The following is a 17,450-nucleotide window of genomic DNA, read 5'->3' as shown; positions in this document are numbered from 1 at the left end:
GATCGGCCCCTCGTCCGATCGGTGGCTCGCCGCCGGACGGTGGTGGTCCTGACGACGCCCACCGCCCGGCGGCGACCTCACCGGCTGCCCCCGGCCACGATGTCGACGGCGCGCCGCAGCCGGGCGATGCCCTCCAGGGTGCGTTCGGGCCCAGTGGAGGCGAAGCAGAGCCGCAGTGCGTCGGTGAACCGCCCGGACGGTGAAAAGGCCGCGCCGGGGATGAACGCGACGCCTTCGGCGAGGGCCACCTCGAACAGTTCGGTGGTGTTCACACCGTTCTCCAGGGTGACCCAGAGGAAGAAGCCGCCCTCGGGGTCGGTCCAGCGGGCGATGTCGCCGAAGTGCTCGCGCAGCGCGCGGTGCATCGCCTCCTTGCGGCGTCGGTACTCAGCCCGCTGGGCGACGAGGTGATCGTCGAGGTGCCCGCCGGTCAGGAACCCGGTGAGCAGCCGCTGAGCGGGCAGGTTGGTGCAGGTGTCCATCGCCTGCCGGGCGTTGATCAGCAGCTGCTGCAGCTCCGGCGCACTGTCCACCCAGCCGACCCGCAGCCCGGGAGCGACGATCTTGGAAAAGGTCCGGACGGCGAACACCAGCGGGTCTCCCGCGCCGAGCTCACGCAGGGTCGGCAGTGGATCGCCGGCGAACCGCAGCAGGCCGTAGGGGTCGTCGTCGATGACCATCGAGCCCCACGACCGGGCCAGTTCCAGCAGCCGGTGCCGCCGGGCCAGCGACAGGGTCGCGCCGGACGGGTTCTGGAAGGTGGGGATCGTGTAGATCGCCTTGGGCGTCCGACCGGCCTCCTCGACCAGCTGCGCCATCGCGTCGACCTGCATGCCCTCCCTGTCGACGGGGACCTCGAGCAGATGTGCGCCGTACGACAGGGCGGTCGCGCTGCCGTTGGTGTACGTCGGTGACTCCACCACGACCAGGTCCCCGGGATCGATGAAGATCTTGCAGAACAGGTCGAGTCCCTGCATCCCGCCGCTGGTGATCGTGAGCCGGTCGGCCGTGGTCTCGTCGCTGGTGCCGCGCAGCGCCGCCAGCAGCGCCTCGCGCAGCGGCGGGTCGCCCTCGGTGGCGGCGTAGTCGTACGCGTCCGCGGCCCCCGGCCCGAGAGCGGTGACACCTATCTGCCGGAGCACCGCCGAGGGCACCGCCTCGACCGCGGGACTACCCATCGCGAACCGTACGATGTCGTGCTGCTGGCGGTGCAGCAGTGAGGTGCTGGAATCGATCACGGAGCCGACGAGCCCCTCGGCCCGGGCGGCGAAGGGCAGCATCGGGCGGGACATGGCGCTGGACATGGCGCTGGACATGCGGGTTCTCACCTTCACCGTGCGACGACAGTGAAGCGACGGTGGGACAGGCTCGGGTTCTTCGCCCGCACCACAGTGACCCTGGCTGCCGTTATCGTCGCGCTCGCAAGTCCCGGACCCTCCCCGGCCGAGGCCACGACCATGCCCATCGGGTCGACGACGATGCTCTGACCGGTGCAGGTCGGGCCGGTCTGTCCGCAGGCCAGAACGTAGGCGGTGTTTTCCATGGCTCGTGCCCGGGCAAGCGTGACCCAGTGGTCTTCCTTCGCGGGACCCACCGCCCATTCGGCCGGAACGACGATGGCGTCCGCCCCGGCGTCGACAAGGAACCGGGCCATCTCGGGGAAGCGCAGGTCGTAGCAGGTCATGACGCCGAAGGTCAGACCGTCGATGCCGAAGGTGAGGGCACGTGGGGGATGGGCCTCGACGCGGTCGGACTCGCGATAACCGAACGCGTCGTAGAGGTGGACCTTGCGGTAGACACCGATCTGGTCGCCGTGCTCGTCGACCGCGAGTACGGCATTGGTCGCCTTCTGGCCGCCCGGGGCCGGCGCCTCCGTCATGCCCACGACGATCGCGAGTCCGTGCTGGCGGGCCAGCCCCGCGACGGCTGACGCGAAGGGGCCGTCGAGCGGCTCGGTGTCGGCGGTGATGTCGGCGGTCGGGTCGGGGTTGGAGTACATGGCGTTCTCCGGGAGTACGACGAGCCGTGACTCCCGGGAAGCCGCCTGCTTGACCAGCGACTCGATCGTGGCGAGATTGGCGGCTTTGTCGGTGGTGGCCCGGAACTGGGCCAATGTGGCTATCATCTATTTCTCCCCGGTGCCCGGATCGTTGGTCAGGTGGGCCGTGAGCATGGACCGTGTCTGTGTCAGCGCCGTCCGGAACCCGGACATCAGGGCCCCGTGCTCCATCGTCAACACGAGCTGGTCAGCACCATGATCGAGACCGAACCGCTTCTCGTCGTCGCTCCAGGCGGGCATGACCCAGGGCTTGTCCGCGGCCGCGGCGGCATCGGCGACGCGGGCCAGATCCGCGAAGTCCTCCGCGGTGCGGGCGTAGGCGCCGCGTCGGCGGCGAAGCGAGAGGTCGCTGGGGCCGACGAAGACACCGTCGACCGTGGGCAGCGCAAGGATCCCGTCGATCTCCTCCAGCGCCCCGGCGTCCTCGATCATTGGGTACACCCTTGTCGTGGTGTCCTGTTCGCTGATCCACGCGTCGTCAAAGCCGCCGTAGGCCGCGGTGCGGCCGCCGGCGAAGCTGCGGTCACCCAGCGGCGGGAGTTTTCCGAAGGCGCATACTGCACGCGCGTGACCGGCGCTCTCGATGTGCGGGATCACCACGGCCGTCGCGCCGAAGTCGAGGGCCTGCTGGATCGGTGCCCGCTCCGGCCCGTGGACCTTGGCGAGGACATCGAGGCGCAGACCACGGAGGAGCGGGATGAACCGATCAAGGTCGGCCAGGTCGAACGATCCGTGCTCGATGTCGAGGACGACCGCGCCGTACCCGAGATTCGCCACGATCTCGGCGGCGGCGACGTTCGGGCTCGACAGCCAGGCTGCGAGGCGCCGGTCCTGTTGTGGGGTGGTCACAGAGGCTCCTTAGGTATACGCTGCGTATACTTCAGTAGGTGGGGGTGTCATGGCGGCGCTTAATTCGGCCTCGGGTGGGGCGAACGCGACAGCGGGAGAACGTGCGTACGAGTGGACGCGAGAGGCGATCCTGAGCGGGCGATTCCCTGAGGGGTCGTTCCTCGAGGAGAAGATCGTGTGCGAGGAGGCGGGCGTCTCGCGTACCCCCGTCCGCGAGGCGTTCCGGCGCCTGGCGGCCGAGCGGTTCGTTGATCTGCTGCCCCGGCGCGGTGCTCAGGTGCGCCCGGTGACGGCGTTGGAGCTGGTCGAGACGTACGAGATGCGCTCGCTGCTGGAGCTGCACGGCTTCGAGATCCTCTGCAGCAAGAGGATCCCGGTGCCCCCGTCCCTGGAGAACCACCTGGACCTGATGGAGGACCCCGAGCGGGTGGAGGCCATCAAGAGGGGCGACCGGGACGCGATCAACGAGCACGCCAAGATGGACTACTTCTTCCACTCGTCGCTGATCAGGGCGGCCGGGAACAGCGTCCACGCGGAGCTCTTCGAGACCCTGCGCCCGCGGCAGCAGCGCATCGCTGTCACCGCGGTGTCGCTGCGCCCGCACCGGCTGAGTGTCATCGCCCCCCAGCACCGGGCGATTTACGAGGCGCTGGTGCGCTTCGACTTCGACACGGCCGCCCAGACGTTGCGTCAGCACCTGTCGCCCGACGAGGCGGTCATCGCGCACATGCGCTGAGCCGGTACGCGGAGGTGCACCACCGACCCCGACGGGGCCGGTGGTGACTGGCCGGCTCGTCCCCGTACGACGTGTCGGCCGGCCCCCGCCGTGACCCTCGGCGGCGCGGCGTCGCCGGGTGGCAACGATCGTCTGCCGGTGAACAGTCATGGGATCTCCGCCGCTGTGCCGTGCCCGCCTTCGAGTCATGGAAGGGGGTTCGTAGTGTATGGGCCATGTATACACGAGGTCCACACCATCGTCAAAGAGTGAGACGTCCCCCCGCTGGCTCGTCAAACGCGCCGCCTCGCAGGTCTTCGGCCTCGGTGTCCACCCCCGGGTTCCCTGCCGCTGCCGGCCCGCGCGTCACGCCCGCGAACATCACGGCGGCCGGAGGGGTCCTCTCCCGTCGCGAGTCCACGTCGCCGGCCATAAAGCCAGAGCGGCAGTTCCCGACGTACGCCATGACCCAGCCGCCATAAGCCGCAAAACTGCCCGGATTCGACCACTCGCGTTCGCTGGACAGTGCCGGGGGTGGGCCCGGCCGCCAGTCGACGGATAATCGCCAAGAGCGCCAACCAAGCCGTTGACCTGGGATGCAAACGTCAGGTATACATGGCCCATACATCGCGAATTCCCTTCCCCGCTCGATGACGAGCATGGCAACACCGGTGGAGATTCCATGACTGGCAACGGCAGACGTTCGTCCCCGCCGGGTGCTGCCGCACCTGGCTCCCTCTCGTTGCACCGCTTCGCGGGGACGCCCACCGAGGTCGGCCGGCAACACGGCGAGGCCTGTCGCGACCTTGTCGCAGCCCACCTGGACACGGTCCTTGATCGGCTGGGACTCGTGGGTGTGGAACACGAGGTGATCGCCACGGCGGTCAACCGGTTCCGCCCCTGGGTCCAGCGCCACGCGCCACATTTCGACGAAGAGATCGTGGGATTGTCCGAAGGCGCGGACATCAGCCTCGAACACGCCTATCTTCTGCAGCTCCGGGCCGAGGTCAACGCCGACCTGCGACGGCGGTCACGGCCGGACGACAACGAGTGCACCACGTTCTGCGCCCACCGGGACGCCACGTCCTCGGGCGTCGGCCTCATCGGTCAGAACATCGACCTGCCCGCGTTCTACCAGGATCTGCTGATCGTCATGAACGTGCAGCCGACGTCCGGGCCCGAGGTTCTGATGCTGACACCGGCGGGCCAGATCTCGTACATCGGGATCAGCGGCGAGGGCATGGGCGTCGTCGCGAACTTCCTGCACTGTGACGGCTGGCGGCCGGGCTTCCCACGGTACCTGTTCAGCAGGTACCTGATGGCCGAGGATTCGGTGGAGGATGCGGTGACCGCGCTGACCCGACTACCGCGCGCCTCGTCCCGGAACCTGATGGTCATGGACCGCCACGGGGAGCTCGTGGGGCTCGAGAACACCCCGTCTGACGTGGCGGTGCTGCGTCCGGTCGATGGCATCCTGACGCACGCGAACCATTACCTCTCGCCCCAGTTCCTGCTGGAGGAGCGGTCGACTCCGGCCGGTCTGCACAACTCACGCACGCGTCAGCAGCGCATCGACACGCTGATGAAGGAACAGGCGGGGGCGCTCTGCCCACGTACCGTGGCCGCGATCATGCGGGACCGGTCGGACGCACCCCACGCACTGTCCCACACCCTGCAGGACTGCGGTCCGACAGCGGGCTCGCCGCCGGCCGATGACAGCATCACGGTCGGGTCTCTCCTGGCCGAGCCGTCGGCAGGGCGGATCTGGGCGTGCGCCGGACCACCGTCCGAGTCGCTGTACCACCAGTATTCAATCGATGGTCGTCTGTTGGCGGACGAAACGCTCTGACAACCGGCACCGGACGTGCCCACCGAGGCGTGGGCGGCACCACGGATGGGACGCAGGAGAAGCGGACACCGGCCGACAAGAGGGTGCTAGTGGAAACGAAAACGGTAGCGACGGTCGCGGTACGGAACTGGGACCACGTGGTTCCGGCGGTTCTCGGTCGAGTCACCGACGACGAGTTCGACCTCCGGGTGGTGGGTGCGGAGAAGCTGTACCCGATGGGGCACGAGGTCTACGACGTGGTGGAAACCTCCCTGTCCAGGTACGTTCAGGCCCGCGCCGCCGGGAGAGACGACATCGTCGGAATTCCCCACTTCGTCATGCGGGGGTTCCGTCATCGGTGCCTCCTGACACGGGTCGAGAGTGACATGATCTCGATCGATCAACTGAAAGGCGCGGGCATCGGTCTTTCCGGGTGGGTCGACTCGGGGAACATATGGACCAAAGCCGCGATCCGCGAAGCCGGGATCGACATTCCCGACGCCCGGTGGTACGTGGGTAGACTGACCGACCAGGACCCGGTCAGAAACCACGTGGGACACGGAGAACAGAAAGGGACGGTCAACGGTATCCCCGAAGACACGTCCCTGATGAGTCTGCTCCAGGCGGGAAAGCTCGACGCGATCATGACGGCGTTCATGCCGCCCGGGTTCATCGAAGGAAAAACAGGACTCAGACATCTGCTGCCGGATTTCGTGGCAGCCGAGATCGAATACTTCCGGCGAGTGGCGTTCGTGCCCGGTATCCACCTGTTGACCGTGCGCCGGCCGGTGCACGAGACGTACCCGAACCTCGCCGGTGCGGTGAGCAGGGTGCTGGTGGAGTCCGAGCGGATCTGGGGCCTCAGCAGGGCCAGGCACTGCGACACCACACCATGGATTCTCCAGGATCTGGAGCGTACGGCCACGGCACTGACCCCGGGCTGGAACGCGCAGGGCCTCGAACCCAACCGGACGATGCTTGATTCGTTCCTGGACGAAATGGTGTCCCAAAACATCATCACCAACCGCCCGACCGTCGACGACCTGTTCTTCGGGGTCGACGTCTGAGGACGGCTGACACCCGAGGCGCCACCGCGGTGGGCGGCACGTGGGATCAGAAGCAGGGGGAGAGACATGAGAGTGGCGTTGGGCCAGTACGCGGTCGCGCCGACCTGGCAGGAGAACCTGGCGGTGTGCGGCCGGTTCGTCCGGCAGTGCGTCAGCAGGGGAGCGAACCTGCTGGTCCTGCCGGAAGGTGTTCTTGCCCGCGCCATCGACGATCCTGGTCTGGTGCGGCGCGCCGCCCAGCCGCTGGACGGTGACTACGTCCAGGGGGTGCGCGACCTGACCAGGGACAACTCGCTCACCGTGGTCGCCGTGGTCCATGTGCCGTCCGACGGCGGGATGGTGAGGAACACCTCGATCGTGGTGCGCGGCGGTGACCTCGTCGCCACCTACCAGAAGCTGCACCTGTACGACGCGTTCAATGCCCGCGAATCACGGGCGGTCGTTCCGGGCGACGAGGTACCCCGCCTCGTCGAGGTCGACGGCTGGCGGGTCGGCCTGATGACCTGCTACGACGTCCGGTTTCCGGAGGCCGCCCGACGCCTGGCGCTGGACGGGGCCGACCTGCTCGTCCTACCGGCCGCCTGGGTGAGGGGGCCTATGAAGGAGCACCACTGGAGTGTCAACGTCACCGCGAGGGCGCTCGAGAACACGGTCTATGTCGCCGCGGTCGGCGAGTGCGGCCCGAGGAACATCGGCCGCAGCATGGTGATCGACCCCTTGGGCGTGACGCTCGCGGGAGCCGGTGAGAGCGAGGAACTGCTCTTCGCCGACCTTTCGCCGGAGCGGCTGGCGTATGCCCGCGAAACGCTTCCCGTGCTGAAGAACAGACGCTATTCCGACCCCGTACTGCGCCCGGCGCCGACGGGGGCGGACGCGGCGCCCCACGCGGCCCGAAACCACGGTCACGTCTGGGCTGTCCGGGCGTGATCACAGCAACGTGATTTCAGAAAACGAATTTCAGGGAGAAGATCCGTGAGATCCATTCGAGGCATGTCAGCCGTCGTGGCGATATCCGCGCTCCTTGTTGTGGCGGCGGGATGTGGTGGCGGCACGACCGATCCGAAGGAAAGCCCGACCAGCATGGGGAGCAGCGCCTTCCCGCGCACGATCAAGCACGACCTCGGCGCGACCACCATCCCGCAGAAGCCGGTCCGCATCGCCGCGCTCACCGGACCCCTCGTCGACGGTTCCGTGGCTCTGGGGCTCCAGGTCGTCGCCCTCACCGATCTGGGCCTGGGCAAGGGCAAGGTGCCCGACTACCTGGGGTCGGACGGCGAGAAGCTGGCGGGGGACGCTGTCGTCGTCGGCCCGCTGCTCGAACCGAGCCTGGAGAAGATCGCGGCGACGAAGCCCGATCTCATCATCTCCCAGTCGTTCCGGCACGAGAAGATCTACGACCAGCTCTCCAAGATCGCACCGACGGTGATGTCCGACCAGACCGGAGTGGGCTGGCGGGAGATCCTCCGACTGCTGGCCTCCGCGACCGGGACCGAGGCGAACGCCGAGAAGCTGATCTCCACCTACGAGTCCCGGGCCAGCGAGATCGGCACGAAGTTGAAGAACAAGATCGGCCACGCGCCCACCGCGGCGCCGATCAGATTCAGCGGCGGGGCGACGGTCCGCCTCTACGTGGCGAATTCCTTCGCGGGTTCCGTCCTGCGGGACGCGGGTTTCGTCCTCAGCGATCACAAGGCGACGGACGCCGCCGGCTCGCGGGTCGACGTGAGCCAGGAGAATCTGTTGATGTTGGACGCGGAGTACATGTTCATCGCCAGCTCCGGCGACGACGCGGCCGCCCGCCAGGCCGAGACATTCAAGGCGAACCCGCTGTGGAAGCGACTCAACGGCGAGATCGTCAACGTCCGTGACGAAACCTGGATCACCGGATTGAGCTACTCGGCGGCCAACTCGATGCTCGACGACATCGAGAAGCAGTTCGGATTGACCGGCTGAGTTGTCGTGCGGCCGTTTGTCTGTGACGTCTGCTGCGGGCATCCCGGGGCTATCCGGGGTGCCCGCACCGGAAACCTGATCAATTTCAATCCGCAGAGGATGGTGCACCAGTGAGCGCGACCCACACGTATCAGCGTATGGCCGACGGCAAGGCCCCGCCTGATGTCGTCGTGCTGCGGCGGGCCAAGTTGACTGCGGGCCTGTTGATCCTGGCCGCGGTCGTGGTCGTCCTGGCCCTGGCGAGCCTGGCCGTGGGATCGCACACCACGTCGATCTCGGCGGTGTGGACGGCGCTGACGAACTATCCCGCTGACCCGTCCATCGACGAGATCACCGTACGGTCCCTCAGGTTGCCCCGTACCGCGCTGGCGATCTGCGTCGGGATGGCCCTGGGGATGGCCGGGTCCCTGATGCAGGCGTTGACCCGCAATCCGCTGGCGGATCCGGGAATCCTCGGTGTCAACAGCGGCGCGGCCCTGGCGGTCGTGATCGGCATCTCGGTGTACGGACTGCACACGCTTCAGGGTTACCTGTGGTTGGCTCTGCTCGGCGCATTCGTGACCAGCGTGGGTGTGTACGCGCTGGGAGCGGTCGGCCGATCCGGTGCGAGTCCGGTACGTCTGGCCCTGGCGGGCACGGCGGTCGGTGCGGTCCTGAACGGATTTATCTCGGCCATCGTGTTGCTGGACCGGAAGGCATTTGACGGTTTCCGTGAGTGGGTGGTCGGCAGTCTCGCCGGTAAGAGCATGGACACCCTGCTGGTCGTCGTGCCGCTCGTGGCCGTGGGGATCGTGCTGAGCCTCTCGATGGGCGGGGCCCTGAACGCGCTCGCGATGGGCGACGACACGGCGCGGGCGCTCGGCGCCAAGATTGCGAGAACCCGCGCGGTGGGAGTGGTCGCGGTGACGCTGCTGTGCGGGGTGGCGACCGCGGCGGTGGGCCCTATCGGGTTCATCGGGCTGGTCGTCCCGCACATCGCGCGGGCGATCACCGGCCCTGACCACAAGTGGCTGTTGCCCTACGCGGTCCTCCTGGGCGCCATCCTGGTGCTGGCGTCAGATGTGGCCGGACGGCTCATCGTCCGACCCTCCGAACTCGAAGTCGGCGTCGTCACCGCACTCATCGGCGCTCCGGTCTTCATCTACCTGGTCCGCCGGAGAAGGTTGGCGCAGCTGTGAGGACGGACATGCAGACCCCCACCGCGATCAGAGCTCTCGCGGACGAGAACTTCAGACCAGCCGGTCAGGGACTGGTCACGGCCTTCGACGGACGCGTGAGCGTGCGGTACCGCACCCGTACGGTCGCCGTGTGCTCGGTGCTGCTCGTGTTGGCCGTGGGCTGTGTCTTCCTGGAACTGCTCGTCGGTGACCTCTGGATCGCACCCCGGGACATCTGGTCGGCGTTGACCTGGGGCGGCGAGTTCGCCTCGTTCATCGTCATGGACATCAGACTGCCGCGCGCGCTCGCGGCCGTCATGGTGGGCGCGGCGTTCGGCGCGTCGGGGGCGATATTCCAGAGCGTGTCCCGCAACGCCCTGGCGAGTCCGGACATCATGGGATTCACCTCCGGCGCCTCGGCGGGCGCGGTGTTCATGATCCTGATCATGTCGGCCAACCACGCGCAGATCGTCGCGGGGGCCATCGTCGGCGGACTGGGCGCAGCCCTGCTCGTCCACGGCCTCGCGTACCAACGGGGAGCCCCCGGCGGCTACCGCATGATCCTCGTGGGCATCGGCCTCTCCGCGATGTTCGTGTCCGGCACCGCGTACATGATCCTCAAGGCGGACCTGGACAATGCCGCGGCGGCCTACACCTGGCTGGTCGGGAGCCTGCACGGCACCAGTTGGGCGCAGGTGACGATCATGGCGGTCGCCCTGGCGGTCCTGTTGCCGACCGCCGGATTCCTGGGAGGCCCGATGCGCCTCCTCGAGATGGGGCCGGACGCGGCGTCCGCGCTCGGACTGTCGGTGCGGAGGCTCACCACGGGGCTCCTCCTGACCGCCACGCTGCTCGCGGCGACAGGGGTGGCCACCGCGGGGCCGGTCGCCTTCATCGCGCTGTCCGCACCACAGATCGCCCGGCGGGTCGTGCGCGGTTCCTCTCCCGGCGTCTTCTCGTCCGCGCTGATGGGGGCAGTCCTGCTCGCGGTCAGCGATGTGGCCGCACAGCGGGTGGTACCGAACACCGCCCTGCCGGTGGGAGTGGCGACGGTCGTCCTCGGCGGTGGCTATCTGGTCTGGCTGCTCATCCGCGAACAACGCAAGAACAGGGTGTAGCGATGAAGGACAACGTTGGGGTCCACGGCGGAGGAAGACGAATGTCGGCGAACGGTACCCGGCTGAATGCCACGGAACTGTCACTGAAGTACGACGAGCGGACGGTGGCGGAGAACCTCAGCGTCTCCATCCCCGACAACTCGTTCACCATCATCATCGGCCCGAACGCCTGCGGAAAGTCGACTCTGCTGCGTGCCCTGTCCCGGATGCTCGCGCCGGCCCGTGGTGTGGTGCATCTCGACGGGGCGGACATCTCCTCCTACCCCACCAAGGAGGTCGCTCGCCGGTTGGGGCTGCTGCCGCAGACGTGCATCGCACCGGACGGCATCACCGTGGCCGATCTTGTCGCACGTGGGCGTTATCCCCATCAGGGGTTCCTCCGGCAGTGGACCAAGGAGGACGCGGAGATCGTCTCCCAGTCGCTGCGCCAGACCAATGTCTTCGAGCTGGCCAGTCGATGCGTCGACGAGCTGTCCGGCGGTCAGCGGCAGCGGGCGTGGATCGCCATGGCGCTGGCACAGCAGACTCCGCTGCTGCTGCTGGACGAGCCCACGACCTACCTCGACATCGCGCACCAGATCGATGTCATGAATCTCTGCGCCGACCTCCACGAGGAGGGCGGCCGGACCATCGTCGCCGTCCTGCACGAACTGAACCAGGCCGCGCGCTACGCGACCCACCTGATCGTCATGCGCGCGGGGAAGGTCCTGGCCGAGGGGCCGCCCGCCGAGATCGTCACCGCCGAGCTCATCGAACACGCCTTCGACCTGCCCTGCACCGTGATGGCTGATCCAGAGACCGGAACGCCAATGATCGTGCCCGCCGCCCGGGCGAGGAGCCGGGGCAGGGCCGCGGAGGTCCCGCTGGGAAGCAGCTAGGGAGGCCCTCGGCACCTCCCGGTTGGCGACTGGACGGTGTCCGGTAGCCGCCTGTTCGAGTTCTCACGATCGCCGGCAGACCGCCTGCCGTCGACTACTACCCCGAAGGTGTGATCACCCATGTGCCACCCGCCGTCCGCCAGCCCGCCCAAGGTGCCGGCCGAACTCGTCCCCGCCCCAGGTGGCCCCGGCGGCGGTGCCGTCATCCTCACCAGCGGGGACGGCAGCACGCTGCGCGCGTACGTCGCGCCCGCGCACAGCGGCGACACCGGCGTCGTCATCGCGCCCGACACCCGTGGCCTGCACCCGTTCTACGAGGAGCTCGCCGAGCGGTTCGCCGACGCCGGTGTCCACGCCATCGCCTTCGACTACTACGGGCGCACGGCGGGCGCGGACCCCCGCCCGTCCGACTTCGTCTTCCAGGAGCACGACGCGGTGAACACCGGGGAGGAGATCTACGCCGACCTCACCACGGCCATCGCCCACCTGCGCGGGGTGACCGACGTCCGGAATCTCTACCTGGTCGGCTTCTGCAAGGGCGGTCGCCTGGCCTTCCACGCCGCCGCGGAACGCGGTGACCTCTCCGGCGTGGTCGGGTTCTATGGCACGCCGGCGGCGCGCCGCTACAACGACGGCCTGGGTGCCCCCGTCGACAAGGTCCACCGCATGCGCGCCCCCGTGCTCGGTCTGTTCGGCGGCGCGGACAAGGGCATCCCGGAAACGACCGTGGAGGCGTTCCGCACGAGGCTGGTGGACGCGGGTGTCTCCCACTGCGTTCACACCTATCCCGGCGCACCGCACTCGTACTTCGACCGGGCCTTCAGCGAGTACCGCAGCGAATGTGACGACTCCTGGCGTCGTTTGCTCGGTTTCATCCGGACGGCGGACCCCACCGCTCGTCTGTAGCGACTATTCGTTCTGCCGTTCGGGGTCGCGCAATTTTGATCGACGCAGATGGATCGGCGTCCAGCGGCGGCGGGGCGCCGGTTTCTCCTAGTTGCATTTCTCTGCATGGCGCAAGGCCAGGTCGTCGGATCCGGACCGTGCCGGCCGCCATAACTCCGACGAACGTCGGATCAGCGAACAGGAAAGGTGGAAGTGGATGGACGCGGCCGTATGGGGCCTCGGTGTCGCGGTGCTCGCGGCATCGATCGTCGAGATGGTCGAGGCCCTCACCATCGTGATGGCAATGGGCATGACAAGAGGCTGGAGGTCTACTCTCATCGGCGTGGCGGCGGCGCTGGCCGCTCTGGCCGGCTTCACCGCGGCGGCTGGCTACGCCCTGGCCACCTGGCTGCCCGAGGCGGCGCTGCAGCTGACGATCGGGACGCTTCTGCTGATCTTCGGGCTCCAGTGGCTGCGTAAGGCGATCCTGCGGTCGTCGGGGCGCAAGGCCATGCACGACGAGGACCAGATCTTCGCCGAGGAGGTCAGCGCCGCGCGGGCGGCAGGTGCGGACAAGCGGATGGGCCTGGACTGGTTCTCCTTCGTCGTGAGCTTCAAGGGAGTCTTCCTCGAGGGCGTGGAGGTGGTCTTCATCGTCATAACGTTCGGCCTGAGTGCCCGCAACATGCCGGTCGCGATCGCGGCCGCGGTACTCGGCGCCGTCGCCGTGCTCGGGGTCGGCATCGCCGCCCGGGGCCCGCTGTCCCGCGTGCCCGAGAACACACTGAAGTACGGCGTCGGGCTCATGCTCGCCGCCTTCGGTACCTACTGGGCGATCGAGGGGCTCGGCGTACTGACTGCCGACCACGAGAGCCTCGGCTGGCCCGGAGGTGACCTGGCGATCGTGGCGCTGCTCGTCGCCTGGTACCTGCTGTCCCAGATCATGGTCCGGGCCCTACGACGCCCGGTCGCCACCCCGACGGTGGCGGTCCCGCGCGTCTCTGAGGAGGTCTGATGGCGTTCATTCGGGGTTTCGCCAGGTTCTGGTACGACTTCATCGTCGGTGACGACTGGAAGATCGCTGTCGCGGTCGTCGCGACGCTGCTCGTCGCCGCCGCGCTCGTCGTCGGCAGCGTGCTTCCCACCCTGATGCTCACGCCACTGGCCGGGGTGCTGCTGATGCTGGCGTTCGCCATCGCTCTGGTGATCGACACCCGGAGATAGAACAGGTTCTCGTGGGGTGCGGTTGTCGTCCGCACCCCACGAGCGGGTCCTGTCCGCGCTTCGGCCCGTCCAATAATCGACACTCGTCGAATTATCGTGCCTTTCAGAACATTCGTCCGCCGTTACGCCGGACGCGCCTCTGCGCGCCCGGCGCCGGCCGGCGGTTTTCCCCATCCGGAGACAATGTCGAAAGCGCCGACAATTGTCGCCGCGACCGGCCGATAAGGGCAGGCTATCCGTCGTGGACAGCGCAGCGGATCCTTTAGTACGGTCGTATTCGCCCGGGGCGAATTCCGTGCGCGGGACTGCCGACGCGTCTCGTCGCCGATTGGGAAACAAGAGCAGGCCATCCGTCGCAGGAACGACACTGCTGCTCACGTACGGCCGCGTTTACCACAAGGGAGAAATTCTGTGACCGTGATCCAAGCCGAGTATCACCAGCACCATCGGGATGTGACCGGCGGCTGGCTGCGTCCGGCGGTCTTCGGCGTCATGGACGGGCTGGTCTCCAACGGCGCACTCATCGCGGGCGTGGCCGGTGGCGGTGGCGACACCCGAACGATCGTGCTCACCGGGCTGGCCGGGCTCGTCGCCGGGGCGTGCTCGATGGCGACCGGCGAGTACACCTCAGTCGCGTCGCAGAGCGAGTTGACGCGAGCCGAGATCGCGCGGGAACGACGGGAACTCGCCATCCGCCCCGCCGAGGAGCAGGCGGAACTCGCGGCCGTCTACCGGGCGCGTGGCCTCGATCCGGAACTGGCGGACCAGGTGGCCGAGCAACTGTCCCGGGATCCGGCTCACGCGTTGCAGGTGCACGTACGCGAGGAGTTGGGGGTGGACCCGGACGACCTCCCGTCGCCCCTGGTCGCCGCCGGCTCGTCGTTCGCCGCGTTCGCGCTGGGCGCGTTCGTGCCGGTACTGCCGTTCCTGATCGGCCTCGGCTCGCTGACGGTGGCGCTCGTGTTGACCGCCGTCGCGCTGTTCGCCGCCGGTGCCGCGGTCGCCAAGCTGACCGCGGTGTCCCTCTGGTTCGGCGGGCTGCGCCAGCTCGGGCTCGCCGCGTTCGCCGCGGCGGTCACGTACGGCATTGGTCACCTGATCGGTGCCAGCCTCTCCTGACATCCCCGCCCGCCGCGTAGCGGTCCTCACCGAACCGACCTCCGAAAGGACGATCATGACCAACGTACGGTCCGCCATCCCGCCCGGGGGACATCCTGGCGGAGGTCCGGTGACCGACCGTAGCGTGCGGGTCGCCGTTCTCGCGAAACAGGTGACCGTGTTCGGGCAGCTGGAGATCAACCCGTACTGCCGACGCGCGATCGCGTACGGTGTGGAGCTCGCCCGCCGCAGCGGAGGCTCGTGCACCGTCTTCACGATGGGCCCGCCCCAGGCCCGTGACCTGCTGGCCGAGGCGCTGGGCTACGGGGCGGACGCGGGCGTCCACGTCTGCGACCCGGCGCTTGCCGGGGCGGATTTGTTGGTGACCGCCCGGGCACTGGCGGCCGCTGTGGCAGAGGTCGGTCCGTTCGACCTGATCCTGCTGGGCAAGGCCTCACTGGATGCCGAGACCGGGCAGCTCGGCCCGCAACTGGCCGGGTTGCTGGACCTGCCCTTCACCGGGGCGGCCGTCGAACTTCAGGTCACCAACTCCACCCTGCGCGCCACCTGCGAGCAGGACGACGCCCTCGTCGACGTGATCGGGACGCTTCCGGCGGTGGTGACCGTGGCGGAGCGGTTGTGCGCTCCGGCCAAGGTGCCGCCGCACGAGCGGCCTGACCCGGCACCCGCCGTCACCGTGCTGGGCCTGCCGCTCCCCGGTGCGGTGCCCGGCAGCGAGAGCCCGACCATCACCCGCCCGCTTCCGCCCCGACAGCAGGTGCGGGCTGGCCGCCTGCTGGCGGTGGGGCAGGTCACCGAGGCGGTCGCCGAGTTGCGGCGGCGGGGAGCGTTGGACCACGATGTGCCGGCACCGTCGCCCGTCGGCCCGCCCCGGCCCGGTCCGTTGATCGAGGTACTCGCCGACCCGGAGCACGGCGAACTCACCGCCGAGTTGCTCGCCGCCGCAGCGGAGATCGGTGGCACCGTACGCCTGTTGTGCGGCCCGGGGCCCGATCGGCAGGCCCTGGCTGGCCTGGGGGCCGACGAGATCTGGCGGTGGTCCTCGCCCGACCCGGGTCCGGCCGCGGTTGCCGTGGCCCGGTCACACGAACGGCCGCCGGACCTCCTGCTGGCGCCAGCGACCGCCTGGGCCCGCGCCGTGGTCGGGCGGTACGCGGTGCTGGTCGGCGCGGGTCTGATCGCGGACGCCGTCGATGTGGCCCGGGCTGGCCGAGTGACCGTCGCCTCGGTCGCCGGCGGTGAGGTGCGGTGCGAAACAATACCGACCCTGGTGACGGTCGGGCCCGGGGCGCTGCCGATCCGGGCGCCACGCCGGGGAACGGCCGCCACCGAGCGGTGGTGGCAGGTCCCGGCCGATTCCCGGGACGTCACCGTGCTCGATCATCGCAGGGTCGACGACTATTCGGCCCTGACCCGAGCGGCTGCCGTGGTCTGCGTGGGACTGGGCGTCGACGATCCGGCGGACCCCGCCCTGCGGGCCCTGCTGCGGGTCCTGGGTGCCGAGTTGGCCGCCACCCGGAAACTGACCGATCGCGGCGTGCTTCCCCGATCCCGACAGATCGGCGTTACGGGCCGTGGCGTACGACCCCGGCTGTACGTCGGGGTCGGGGTCTCCGGCAAGCCGCATCACCTGGCCTCCGTACAGGGTGCCGGCACCATACTGGCCATCAACTCCGATCCGGCGGCGCCGATCTTCGCCGCTGCGGACATCGGCATCGTCGGATCCTGGCAGGAGGTGGTACCAGCACTGGTGGCCGCGCTGGAAGATGACTCGGCTGACCCGGTCACCGGTCCGGTCGGGGCCCACGGTGCTGGTGTAAGCGGGCGCTGCTGAGCTCCACCGCCAACTCGGCACCGGCATGTCGAGAAGGAGGTCGTCGCCCGTCACGTCACCGCCGGCCAACCCGAGAAGGATGACGAGTCTCCGGCGCTGCCTGCGGTGCTCAGCTCATCCGCACGCTGAACTCGTTGCCGTCGGGATCGGCCAGCACGACCGCGCCGTCCGCGCCGGCCTCGATCCGGGTGGCCTCGAGAGCGACCAGTCGGTGATCTCCGCCGGCTGGCCCCCATCGGCCGGGGGACTGCGTAGATTTCGGCTCTGTCTCACATTCGGCTCTGTCTCACATTCGGTGGTGACGGAGGGTGCCGGTTAGCCAAGCAGGATGCGGTGTCGCAGGAGGGCGAAGCCGGCGCGTCCGTACATTTGTCGCTTGATCAGCTTGGTTTTGGTGTTGACGCCTTCGGTGCCGCCGTTGTGGAAGGGGTAGGTCAGGGCGGCGTTGACGGCGTCACGGTCGAGGCCAAGGCTGCGGGTGAAGGTGTGCAGGTGGGGCAGGTCCGTGGCTTTGACCTCGGCGATGACCCTGTCGCCGAATTCCCGGCACAGGCTCTCGTCCGCGTACGGGGTCGCCATCAGATCAACCGAGCCCGCGAAGACAGCCTTTCCGCTCGCCTGAGGCTCACCGTCTCGCCAGGGCCCCGGCGTTGTTTCTTTCTGTCCGGCTTGGTGATGGTTTGCTAGATGCCGTAGACGGCGAAGACATCGGTGCGGTTGTGTAGGTCGCGGCGGGCGTGGGCGATGTTGGCGCGTCCGGCGAG

At 68.6% G+C, this 17,450-nt stretch carries 16 protein-coding genes and 1 pseudogene; 13 read left to right on the top strand and 4 right to left on the bottom strand.

Features of this window, described 5'->3' with window-relative positions; genetic code table 11:
• Positions 1 to 77: 77 nt before the first annotated feature.
• From ABGB16_RS27360 to ABGB16_RS27350, 3 genes are read right to left on the bottom strand one after another with little or no spacing between them, the layout of a single operon-like run.
• Complete coding sequence (locus ABGB16_RS27360; RefSeq protein WP_347670963.1) at positions 78 to 1,316, bottom strand: PLP-dependent aminotransferase family protein; 1,239 nt, start codon at positions 1,314 to 1,316, stop codon at positions 78 to 80.
• Positions 1,317 to 1,330: 14 nt separating this feature from the next.
• Positions 1,331 to 2,113: a carbon-nitrogen hydrolase family protein gene (locus ABGB16_RS27355; protein WP_347670962.1), complete on the bottom strand. Its 783-nt coding sequence runs from the start codon at positions 2,111 to 2,113 to the stop codon at positions 1,331 to 1,333.
• 12 nt (positions 2,114 to 2,125) lie between these two features.
• Entirely contained in the window at positions 2,126 to 2,908 is a 783-nt protein-coding gene (locus ABGB16_RS27350; protein ID WP_347670961.1) for an aldolase/citrate lyase family protein, read from the bottom strand.
• Positions 2,909 to 2,957: 49 nt separating this feature from the next.
• Between ABGB16_RS27350 and ABGB16_RS27345 the strand changes: the two genes are divergently transcribed.
• From ABGB16_RS27345 to ABGB16_RS27285, 13 genes are all read left to right on the top strand, one after another.
• Positions 2,958 to 3,644 (top strand): GntR family transcriptional regulator, encoded by a 687-nt coding sequence (locus tag ABGB16_RS27345; protein WP_347670960.1) that lies wholly within the window; start codon positions 2,958 to 2,960, stop codon positions 3,642 to 3,644.
• 661 nt (positions 3,645 to 4,305) lie between these two features.
• A complete protein-coding gene (locus ABGB16_RS27340) occupies positions 4,306 to 5,472 on the top strand; it encodes a C45 family peptidase (RefSeq protein WP_347670959.1) in 1,167 nt (388 codons plus the stop codon).
• Positions 5,473 to 5,501: 29 nt separating this feature from the next.
• Positions 5,502 to 6,518, top strand: coding sequence for a hypothetical protein (locus ABGB16_RS27335; protein ID WP_347670958.1), 1,017 nt, complete (start codon positions 5,502 to 5,504; stop codon positions 6,516 to 6,518).
• A gap of 66 nt (positions 6,519 to 6,584) precedes the next feature.
• On the top strand, positions 6,585 to 7,445 hold the full coding sequence (locus tag ABGB16_RS27330; protein WP_347670957.1) for a deaminated glutathione amidase: 861 nt from the start codon (positions 6,585 to 6,587) through the stop codon (positions 7,443 to 7,445).
• Between the two features lie 153 nt (positions 7,446 to 7,598).
• A complete protein-coding gene (locus ABGB16_RS27325; protein ID WP_347670956.1) occupies positions 7,599 to 8,471 on the top strand; it encodes an iron-siderophore ABC transporter substrate-binding protein in 873 nt (290 codons plus the stop codon).
• Positions 8,472 to 8,581: 110 nt separating this feature from the next.
• Entirely contained in the window at positions 8,582 to 9,649 is a 1,068-nt protein-coding gene (locus tag ABGB16_RS27320) for an iron chelate uptake ABC transporter family permease subunit (protein WP_347670955.1), read from the top strand.
• A gap of 8 nt (positions 9,650 to 9,657) precedes the next feature.
• Positions 9,658 to 10,746, top strand: a complete 1,089-nt coding sequence (locus ABGB16_RS27315; RefSeq protein WP_347670954.1) for an iron chelate uptake ABC transporter family permease subunit — start codon at positions 9,658 to 9,660, stop codon at positions 10,744 to 10,746.
• 41 nt (positions 10,747 to 10,787) lie between these two features.
• A complete protein-coding gene (locus tag ABGB16_RS27310) occupies positions 10,788 to 11,624 on the top strand; it encodes an ABC transporter ATP-binding protein (RefSeq protein ID WP_347670953.1) in 837 nt (278 codons plus the stop codon).
• A 120-nt stretch (positions 11,625 to 11,744) separates the two neighbouring features.
• Positions 11,745 to 12,530, top strand: coding sequence for a dienelactone hydrolase family protein (locus tag ABGB16_RS27305; RefSeq protein WP_347670952.1), 786 nt, complete (start codon positions 11,745 to 11,747; stop codon positions 12,528 to 12,530).
• Between the two features lie 196 nt (positions 12,531 to 12,726).
• Positions 12,727 to 13,524, top strand: coding sequence for a hypothetical protein (locus ABGB16_RS27300; RefSeq protein WP_347670951.1), 798 nt, complete (start codon positions 12,727 to 12,729; stop codon positions 13,522 to 13,524).
• Entirely contained in the window at positions 13,524 to 13,733 is a 210-nt protein-coding gene (locus tag ABGB16_RS27295) for a hypothetical protein (RefSeq protein ID WP_347670950.1), read from the top strand. Before ABGB16_RS27300 ends, ABGB16_RS27295 begins: the two co-directional genes overlap by 1 nt.
• Positions 13,734 to 14,144: 411 nt before the next feature.
• A complete protein-coding gene (locus tag ABGB16_RS27290; RefSeq protein ID WP_347670949.1) occupies positions 14,145 to 14,852 on the top strand; it encodes a VIT1/CCC1 transporter family protein in 708 nt (235 codons plus the stop codon).
• A 109-nt stretch (positions 14,853 to 14,961) separates the two neighbouring features.
• Entirely contained in the window at positions 14,962 to 16,686 is a 1,725-nt protein-coding gene (locus ABGB16_RS27285) for an FAD-binding protein (protein WP_347670948.1), read from the top strand.
• Positions 16,687 to 17,001: 315 nt separating this feature from the next.
• Here the strand turns inward: ABGB16_RS27285 and ABGB16_RS27280 are convergent.
• A pseudogene (locus tag ABGB16_RS27280) lies at positions 17,002 to 17,205 on the bottom strand (transposase); the annotation flags it as partial.
• Between the last annotated feature and the right edge of the window lie 245 nt (positions 17,206 to 17,450).

The organism is Micromonospora sp. B11E3 (genome assembly GCF_039871625.1).
GTDB lineage: Bacteria > Actinomycetota > Actinomycetes > Mycobacteriales > Micromonosporaceae > Micromonospora.
This window is presented reverse-complemented; position numbering and strand designations above follow the sequence as displayed.

What these genes read in the sequence shown, in the direction of transcription:
- ABGB16_RS27360 (WP_347670963.1), bottom strand. Translation starts at nt 1,316, where the DNA reads ATGTCCAGCGCCATGTCCAGCGCCATGTCCCGCCCGATGCTGCCCTTC.
- ABGB16_RS27345 (WP_347670960.1), top strand. Translation starts at nt 2,958, where the DNA reads ATGGCGGCGCTTAATTCGGCCTCGGGTGGGGCGAACGCGACAGCGGGA.
- ABGB16_RS27340 (WP_347670959.1), top strand. Translation starts at nt 4,306, where the DNA reads ATGACTGGCAACGGCAGACGTTCGTCCCCGCCGGGTGCTGCCGCACCT.
- ABGB16_RS27330 (WP_347670957.1), top strand. Translation starts at nt 6,585, where the DNA reads ATGAGAGTGGCGTTGGGCCAGTACGCGGTCGCGCCGACCTGGCAGGAG.
- ABGB16_RS27325 (WP_347670956.1), top strand. Translation starts at nt 7,599, where the DNA reads ATGGGGAGCAGCGCCTTCCCGCGCACGATCAAGCACGACCTCGGCGCG.
- ABGB16_RS27315 (WP_347670954.1), top strand. Translation starts at nt 9,658, where the DNA reads ATGCAGACCCCCACCGCGATCAGAGCTCTCGCGGACGAGAACTTCAGA.
- ABGB16_RS27310 (WP_347670953.1), top strand. Translation starts at nt 10,788, where the DNA reads ATGTCGGCGAACGGTACCCGGCTGAATGCCACGGAACTGTCACTGAAG.
- ABGB16_RS27305 (WP_347670952.1), top strand. Translation starts at nt 11,745, where the DNA reads ATGTGCCACCCGCCGTCCGCCAGCCCGCCCAAGGTGCCGGCCGAACTC.
- ABGB16_RS27300 (WP_347670951.1), top strand. Translation starts at nt 12,727, where the DNA reads ATGGACGCGGCCGTATGGGGCCTCGGTGTCGCGGTGCTCGCGGCATCG.
- ABGB16_RS27295 (WP_347670950.1), top strand. Translation starts at nt 13,524, where the DNA reads ATGGCGTTCATTCGGGGTTTCGCCAGGTTCTGGTACGACTTCATCGTC.